The sequence below is a fragment of the bacterium genome (assembly GCA_030654305.1).
GTDB lineage: Bacteria > Krumholzibacteriota > Krumholzibacteriia > LZORAL124-64-63 > LZORAL124-64-63 > PNOJ01.
The window spans coordinates 1-8413 of the sequence record JAURXS010000383.1; the positions used below are offsets into that span (position 1 = coordinate 1).

Consider the following 8413-nt stretch of genomic DNA (forward strand, 5'->3'; position numbering starts at 1 on the left):
CGGCCGTACATCATTCGCATCATGGGCTTGTCCATCTCGGCGCGGGCGGCGGCATCGGGGTCGCCGTCGCGGTAGTACAGGGGCAGGTTGTAAGGCACGAACATGCCGCCGAAGGGGCCGGCGTTCTGCAGGTCGATGTGCTGGCGCCCGTTGAAGCGCTTCATCACGTACAGCTTGCTCGGCCGGCCCGCGGCCGCCGTCGGGCGCATCACGCGCTCGTACCAGCCCTCGTAGTCGTACTCCTCCCACTCCGGCCAGCGGTAAGGCGCCGTGTAGAAGCGCCACGTGCCCTCGGGGTTCTCGCCGATCGGGTTGCCGAGGAAGGTGGCGTCGCCGTTCCACCAGACGTAGGCGAGGCCCTCGCCCGGGTCGGTCAGCTTCTGGTCGTCGCGGGCGAGGTGGAGGCCCTGCTTCGGCTCCAGGACGGTGCGCGAGAAGTCGCGCCGCGTGACGTTGTCGGGGTGGAGGCTGGGGATGTGGCAGGTGACGCAGGCGACCCACGCCCCGTGCTCGTTCAGGACGCGGGCGGTGCGCGACTCGTCCTCGTGGGGCGCGTCGGTGTGGCAGCGCTCGCAGGACACCTCGACGTCCGGCAGGTCGTTGGCCATCATCGTGGTGGTGTGCGTGCCCTTCGCGATGCGGTGGCCCTCGGTCGGGTGGCAGTCGAGGCAGGCCAGACCGGCGGCGGCGTGCACGTCCCAGGACGGCGAGTACGGGGTGCCGCGCTTGGAGCCGGGATGCATCACGCGGGGGTAGCGGTCGCCGCGCGCGTGCCGCGAGGGCATGAAGGACGGGTCCTTCGCGTCGACGTAGACGTCGCCGCCCAGGTTGTGCTGGTGGCAGCGCAGGCAGGACTGGGACGACGGCGTCTCGACCGAGAGCGCGGCGCGCAGGGTGCGGTCCTGGTCCCAGCGCAGGCGGCCGTTGGCGTCGCGGACCACCTGCTTGCGGTTCATGTCGTAGGCCGCGGCGTGGCAGATCAGGCAGTCGATGGCGTCGCGCTCCTCGGGCAGCGTCTTGTAGTAGGGCATGATCTCGCCGAGGGGGGCCTGCGACTGGCCGCCGATGTGGCACTGGCCGCAGCCCTCGCTCAGGGTGTCGCCGCGCACGTTGACGACCCACTCGGCCCAGGCGGTCATCGCGAAGGAGCCCGGCTTGGGGCAGGGGCGGTCGAGCATGCCCATCGGCAGGCCGTCGGCCGAGCGGCCGTTGAAGCCGCGCACGTTCTTGTGGTCCGTGCTGAAGAATCGGTAGTGCACCGAGCCGGTGAGGTTCCTCATGAGGTCCTCGCGGCGGGGCAGTCCGTAGGTGTTCACGAACTCGATCTCCCGGTGGCAGACCAGGCAGGTCTCCGGGCCGCGGTAGGAGCGGATGCCGGCCTCGCGGAAGCGGTCCACGTGGTCGAAATTGCGTCGGAACTCGATATTCAGGCTCTTGGCGACCAGTTCGAAGGCGTCGCGGTCGAGTTCCTCGGCGGCGAAGGTCATGCGGGCGGGCCGGGAGCCCTCGGGCAGCATGAGGTTGATCGTCCGCGACCAGGCGTGCCAGCGCCAGCCGGCGGCGCCCGCCAGGACCACGAGCAGTAACATCAACAACGGCAAGATGTTAATGCTTCGGCGCTGGCGAGGGGACGCCATCGGGAACCCCCGGGAAGGCAGACAACGGGCTGTTGGGGCGTATCGTCCCATCAATCGCAGGGGGAGGGGCCGCTGTCAAGCGACTGGGAGAGCGACGGATGGGTGTCGATATTACCATAGAGCAAAAAAGAGGATTCCCGTTTCGGGAACCGGTGCCCCATTTTGTGCGTTGCCCGTCTTCCTCCAGGAAGAGTCAGGTAGCCGCCGGTCGGTGCGTCCGCGAGGATATCCGAAGATATCGGCATCGTGAAGGGACATCCTGCTTGGCCAACGTGAACGACAACGACGCCGTCGACCGGCGGCGCTTCCTGCGCATCTTCGGAGGCGTGGCCCTGGCCTGCCTCGCGCCCCTGCCCCTGGCCGCCTCGGTGACCGGGAGCGGGATCCTGGGCGCACCGCTGATCGTCCCGGCGATCGAACCTCCCGTGACCGGGATCCCCGGCGCTCCGGACGCGCACCTGATCTCGCTGCTCAACGTCAACACCGGCGAGCGGCTGTCCTGCGCCTACCGGGAGAAGGGCATCCTGGTGCCCGACGCGACGGCTGCCATCGACCGCCTGCTGCGGGACCACCGCAACGACGAGATCAAGCCCATCGACCCGCAGCTGCTGGACATGCTGCACGACGCGGCGTCGGCGCTCGGCACGGACGAGCCCTTCCAAGTGGTCTGCGGGTACCGGTCCGCGGCCACCAACGCCGCCATGCGCCGCCGCGGCGCCGGCGTGGCCAAGCACAGCTACCACATCAACGGGCGCGCCGCCGACGTGAGCCTGCCCGGCGTCCAGCTCGCGCAGCTGCGCAGCGCCGCGCGCGACCTGAAGAACGGCGGCGTCGGCTACTACCCCGGCTCGCGCTTCGTCCACCTGGACACCGGCCCCGTCCGCAGCTGGTAGGGCGCGACCCCGGCCTCCCGACCGATTTATCCCCGCTGGATTTTCCCGGCCCTGCGCCTTATCCTCCGACCTGCGATCCCGCGGTACGGAGGCCGCGTCCCAACCCATGGTCGAACGCATCCGCAAGACCCTCGGCGCGCTGCGCCCGCCGACGTCCGGACCCTTGAGCCTCATGGTCCGGCGCCACCGTCTGCTGTTCTTCTTCGCCTTCTTCGGCGCGATCGCCGCCGTGTCGGTCAGCCTCTCCTTCATGATCCGCTTCGAGTGGTCCTGGCTGAAGAGGGTCGACAAGTGGCCGCAGTGGTGGCAGTCGATGCTGCTGGTGGCCGTGCCCGTGCGCCTGGTGGTGTCCACCGCCTTCGGGCTGCACCGGGTCTCCTGGCGGTTCGCCGGGCTGCGGGACGTGCCGCCGCTGATCAACGCGATCCTGGTCGGCTCGGCGTTCGACGCCGCGATCCTGCTGTGGGCCTACCAGGGGGCTTTCCCCCGTTCGGTGCTGATCATCGACACCGTGCTGTGCATGGCGCTGTCCGTGGTCGGGCGCTACGCGTACCGCATCCTGGACCACCTGTCGCGGCGGATCGACTCCGGCCCGCGGACGCGCGTGGTCATCGTGGGCGCGGGCACGGCCTGCAACCTCGTGCTCGAGGCCATGAACTCGGCCAAGCTGAACGCCTACCTGCCGGTGGCCATCGTCGACGATGACCCGCTCAAGCAGGGCATCACCATCCACGGCGTGGGCGTGGCCACGCCGATCGACGTCATCGGCGAGGTGGCGCGCCGCACCGGGGCCGAGGCGGTCATCCTGGCGATGCCGGCGGCCACCACGGCCCAGCTCTACCGCATCGTGAAGCTGTGCCGCGAGACCGGCCTGCCGCTGAAGACCACGCCGGACATCTGGCAGGTCCTGCAGAGCAGCGAGGCGGTCACGCGCATCCAGGACTTCTCGCTCGACGACCTGCTCAACCGGCGCGTCGTGCGCTCGGACGTGCCGGAGATCCGCCGGCTGCTCGACGGGCGCACCGTGCTGGTGACCGGGGCGGCCGGCAGCATCGGCTCGGAGCTGTGCCGGCAGATCATCGACCAGGGGGTCCTGCAGCTGGTCTGCCTGGACAAGGACGAGAACGGCCTGTTCCGCCTCGAGCAGGAGCTGCGGCGGCGCCGGCCCGACGCCGCGCTGGCCTTCTTCCTGGGCGACGTCAAGGACGAGGGGCGCATGGACGCCCTGTTCTCGCGCTGGAAGCCGCAGATCGTGTTCCACGCCGCGGCCTACAAGCACGTGCCCATCCTGCAGTTCCATCCCGTGGAGGCGATCCGCAACAACGTGGGCGGCACGCGCACCATGGCGAGGCTGTCGCAGCAATACGGCGCCGAGCGCTTCGTGATGATCAGCACCGACAAGGCCGTCCGGCCCACCAGCGTCATGGGGGCGACCAAGCAGATCGCCGAGCGCGTGATCCACGCCCAGGGCGCCGGGCGTCCGGACGGCACGAGCTTCTCGACCATCCGCTTCGGCAACGTGCTGGGGTCGGCGGGCAGCGTCGTGGAGCTGTTCCTGGAGCAGATCCGCAAGGGCGGCCCGGTGACGGTCACCGACCCGCGCATCGAGCGCTACTTCATGACCATCGCCGAGGCCGTGCACCTGGTGCTCTACGCGGCGGGCATGGGCGCCGGCGACGAGATCTTCATCCTGGACATGGGCGCGCCGGTGAAGATCGACGCCCTGGCGCGGCAGATGATCCAGCTGTCGGGCCTGACGCCCGAGATCGACGTGCCCATCGTCTACACCGGCCTGCGGCCGGGCGAGAAGCTCTACGAGGAGCTGTGGACGCCCGAGGAGAAGCCGCAGCCCACCAGCAACCCGGGCATCCGCGTGGCCCGCCGCGCCGGCGTCGTGCCGGGCCTCGACGCCCGCGTGGACGCGCTGCTCGCATCCGCCGCCGCGGGCAACATGCGCGAGTGCTGGGAACAACTGCTGGAGCTGGTGCCCGACTTCCAGGGCCAGACGCGCGAGGCGGCCGAGAAACCGCCGACCGCGCAATGACGCCTCCCCCGCCCTCCCTGCGCCGCAACTTCACCTGGACCTTTCTCGGCAACGCGATCTTCGCCGCCAGCCAGTGGGGCATCCTCGTGGTGTTGACCCGGCTGGGCTCGGCCGCGGAGGTGGGCCGCTTGTCGCTGGCCGCAACCGTCGCCACGCCGCTGGTGGTCTTCGCCAACCTGCAGTTGCGCGCCGTCTTCGTCTCCGACGCGAACGGCCGCTTCCCATTTCGCGACTATCTGAGCGTCCAGCTCCTGCTGGCGCCCCTGGCGCTGGTCGCGGTGGTCGGCGTCGGCCTGGCCGGCTACAGCGGCGCCCAGGTCACGGCGATCGTGCTGTACGGGATCGGCCGCGTGGTCGACGGCGTGGGCGACGTGTTCTACGGCCTGGAGCAGAAGCGCGAGCGCATGGACCTGATGGCCCGCTCGCTGATGATCCGCGGCGTCGTCTCGCTGGTCCTGTTCGCCGTCGTGTACCGGCTGACGGGGAGCCTCAACGCGGCGCTGGTGGCGTGGCCGGTGGCCTGGGCCGTGCCGCTGCTGGCCTTCGACGTGCCGCGCTGCCGCGCCCTGGCGCGCGGCGAGGACGGCGGCGGCGACGAAGAGGGGCGCCTGCGCCCCCGGTGGCGGCCCGCCGCGATCAAGGCGATCGTCTGGACGGCCCTGCCCATGGGCGTGGTCATGCTGCTGATCCAGCTGCGCAACACGGTGCCCCGCACCATGCTCGAGAGCGCCCAGGGCGAGGAAGCGCTCGGCATCTTCTCGGCCATGGCTTACCTGGTGCTCGTCTCCAACACGGTGGTGATGGCCCTGTCCCAGTCCAGCATCGCGCGGCTGGCCCGCAACCACGCCGACGGGGACGCGCGCGCCTTCCGCGACACGGTCGGGAAGCTCATGGTCGTGGGCGTGGTGCTCGGCCTCGCCGGCGTGGCGGTGGCCCGTTGGTGGGGCGGGCCCCTGATCACCCTGATCTACGGGGCCGAGTACGCGGTGCGCAGCGACCTCTTCGTGCTGATCATGGCCGGGGGCGGCATCATGAACCTCGGCAGCCTGCTCGGGGCGCCGGCCACCGCCATGCAGGCGTTCCGCTCCCAGCTCGTCATCCACGCCCTGAATGCCGGGCTGCTGGTGGCGATGGGCCGCTGGCTGATCCCGTCGCACGGCATGGCCGGTGCGGCCTGGACGGTGCTGGCCGGGTCGGCCTGGGTGACGCTGGCGTACGGCGCGGTGGTGCTGCGGGGGATGGGGCGGATGCCCGAGGAACAGTCGCCGACTACGTCCCGGTGACCCGACGGGCCAGCGCTTCCTCGTAGAGATCCAGATGCGCCGACAGGATGGAGCTCAGCTCGTACGGCCCCTGCATCCTCTTGCGTCCTAGGTCGGCCATGGCCTGCGCCGCTTCGGGATGTTCCAGGACCAGCTTCATGGCGTCGGCGAATCCGTCCACGTCCCTCGCCTTGACCAGGATTCCCGCGCCATCGCCCAGAAGCTCGCGGATGCCCCGCACGTCGGAACCGATCACGGGCCTCTCCAGGCACATCGACTCCATCACGCAGCGCGGGAGCCCCTCCCTGACCGAGGGCAGCAGCGTCGCGACCGAAGCCCGGATCATCACCGGGATGTCCCACCGCTCGTTCAGGAACCGGCAGCGCTCGGAGATGCCGAGGTCCGCCGCCAATCGTTCCATCGAGCTCCTCAGGGGCCCCTCGCCCACGAAGACCAGATGGAGCGCGCTGTCGCGGTAGATGCGGGCGAAGGCCCGCAAAGCATCCACGTGGCGCTTCCCCGGGTTGAACTCGGCGACCATGAGGATCATGGGCGCCTCTCCGGGAAGCCGGAGCTCGTCCCTCACGGCCTTGACGGAGGCTTCGCTGACCTGCTGCGGAGCATAGAAATCCGTGTCGATGCCGATCCCGCGCATGTAACGCAGGCGGTCCGCGGGCACGATCCCGAGCTTGCGCGCCTCCGCCTCGTCGTCCTCGTTCATGACGATCAGGTAATCGGTCCAGCGCCCGGCCAGCTTTTCCAGGGTCCGGAAGACCTGGTTCCTGAAGGGGTTGCCGCCCGCATGGAAATGGAAGCCATGAGCGGTGTACACGACGACCGGCCTGTCCTTGGCCGCGAGGCCCTTCAGGGCGTAGCGCGTCACCAGGGCCGCCACCGGCGTGTGCACATGGACCACGTCGTACTTCCCGTGCGCCACGACGGCGCGGATCATCCGTGGCCCGGTCCTGAGGTTCCGCGGGTCCAGGGGGTTGCGGGACCACTCGATGTCCCGCACCTCATCGAACACCTCCACGCAATCCCGGGCGGAGGTCACCCCGTTGGCGGCGGCGTCGACGCGCCAGCCCTTCGCCTGGAAGAAGCGGGCCAGGGGGAACAGGAACAGGCGCAGCGTCCGCGGCACCGTCGCCACCATCAACAGTCGGGGCATCGATCCTCGCCTTCCTCCCGGGCATCGGAGAGCCGGGCCGTGCGTCGGCCGGCGTAGATGGACAACCAATCCTCGACCGCGCACTCCAGGGAGAAACGGGACACGATCCGCTGCCGCGCCCGCGCTCCCATCGCCAGCGCATCTTCGGGCGGAACCGCCAGGGCCCGACTCAGGGCCGAGGCCAAGGCGGCCGGATCCCGCGGCGGGACAAGGAAGCCGCAATCGCCGAGCAGCTCCCTGACCGCTCCGCAGTCGGTGGCCACCACGACCTTGCCGCACGCCATGGCTTCGCCCACGACCAGCGAGAACCCCTCCCAGGCCGAAGACAGCACGAACACGTCGGCGGCGTCGAACAGCGCGGGCACGTCCGGCCGGACGCCGAGGAAATCGACGCGATCGAGAACGCCCAGATCCGTGGCGGTCCGCGTCAGGCCGGCCAGCAGGGGGCCGCCGCCCGCGATCCAGAGGCGGGCGTCGGCGCCGTCCCGGCGGACCCGGGCGAAGGCCTCCAGGAGGTTGGGATAGTCCTTCTGCTCTTCCAGCCGGCCGACGGCGAGAACCAGCTTGTCCGCGGGATCCAGCCCGGCGCGATCCCGCAGCACCCGTCCGGCGCCCGCATCGGCGGGAGCGCGGAAGCGGTCCGTGTCGATCCCGTTCGACACGACGATCATGGCGCCGCGGCGCACGGCGCCCTTCGCCTCGAAGGCCGCGACGGCCTTGGCGCTGACGTTCGTGGACAGATCCGCCAGCCCGTCCGTCAGGCGGTAGGCCCACATCCGGGCCGGGCCGCCCTCGTCCGTGTTGTGCGCCGTGCAGATCAAGCGCGGCACCCTGGTCGTCAGCCGGACCAGGCGCGCCAACAGGTTCGCGTGCACCATGTGGCTGTGCACGACGTCGGGGCGGAACGATCCGATCAGCCGGCGCAGCGACCCGTACGCGCGGAACAGGCCGCCGACCGATTTCGAGATCCCGAAGCCCGTCACCCGGATGCTGCCGTTCGCGGGCAGCAGCGCGGCCTCGCCCGTCAGGTAGGCGATCCCCACCTCGTGGCCCCGGCCGGCCATCCGATCGGCCAGATCCACGACCTGGCGTTCGGCGCCGCCGACGCCGAGGCCTGTGATGACGAAGAGGATCCTCATGGCCGCACCCGCCCCGCGAACACGTACCACGAGCACTGGAGAGCGCGGACGAGGCACTTCAACTTGCGGATCGGCGCCCTCTCCCTGGAATACTGGTCCCGGTAATACACGAGCAGCCCCCTGGGGTTGCGCTTCAGGATGCGCATGAAATTGGCCGTGTAGCCGTCGGGCAGGTATTCACAGCGGTAGATCGTCTCGTCGGCGAAGAACAGGATCGGCCCGTCGTCGCCGATCCGGTTCCAGACGTAGAGCTCGGGGAAGAACTTCTCC

At 70.1% G+C, this 8413-nt stretch carries 7 protein-coding genes; 3 read left to right on the plus strand and 4 right to left on the minus strand.

Annotated elements, in window-relative coordinates; all coding sequences use genetic code 11:
• A partial coding sequence (locus Q7W29_10980; protein ID MDO9172340.1) for a cytochrome c3 family protein occupies positions 1 to 1589 on the minus strand: 1589 nt, incomplete at its 3' end.
• A 320-nt stretch (positions 1590 to 1909) separates the two neighbouring features.
• On the opposite strand from Q7W29_10980, the gene Q7W29_10985 reads away from it, so the two are divergent.
• The 3 genes from Q7W29_10985 (at position 1910) to Q7W29_10995 (ending at position 5857) form a co-directional block, all read left to right on the plus strand.
• Positions 1910 to 2530 carry a DUF882 domain-containing protein gene (locus Q7W29_10985; GenBank protein MDO9172341.1) on the plus strand — a complete coding sequence of 207 codons (621 nt, stop codon included), beginning with the start codon at positions 1910 to 1912 and terminating at the stop codon, positions 2528 to 2530.
• Between the two features lie 106 nt (positions 2531 to 2636).
• Positions 2637 to 4574, plus strand: coding sequence for a nucleoside-diphosphate sugar epimerase/dehydratase (locus Q7W29_10990; GenBank protein MDO9172342.1), 1938 nt, complete (start codon positions 2637 to 2639; stop codon positions 4572 to 4574).
• Positions 4571 to 5857, plus strand: a complete 1287-nt coding sequence (locus Q7W29_10995) for an oligosaccharide flippase family protein (GenBank protein MDO9172343.1) — start codon at positions 4571 to 4573, stop codon at positions 5855 to 5857. The genes Q7W29_10990 and Q7W29_10995 overlap by 4 nt, the downstream gene beginning before the upstream one ends.
• Here Q7W29_10995 and Q7W29_11000 read toward each other — a convergent pair.
• The 3 genes from Q7W29_11000 to Q7W29_11010 all read right to left on the minus strand — a co-directional run.
• A complete protein-coding gene (locus tag Q7W29_11000) occupies positions 5844 to 7004 on the minus strand; it encodes a glycosyltransferase family 4 protein (protein ID MDO9172344.1) in 1161 nt (386 codons plus the stop codon). The two genes, Q7W29_10995 and Q7W29_11000, sit on opposite strands and share 14 nt — an antisense overlap.
• Positions 6989 to 8143 (minus strand): glycosyltransferase, encoded by a 1155-nt coding sequence (locus tag Q7W29_11005; GenBank protein MDO9172345.1) that lies wholly within the window; start codon positions 8141 to 8143, stop codon positions 6989 to 6991. The genes Q7W29_11000 and Q7W29_11005 overlap by 16 nt, the downstream gene beginning before the upstream one ends.
• Positions 8140 to 8413: glycosyltransferase family 2 protein (locus tag Q7W29_11010; GenBank protein MDO9172346.1), on the minus strand; the 274-nt coding region annotated here is incomplete at its 5' end. The genes Q7W29_11005 and Q7W29_11010, both read right to left, overlap by 4 nt.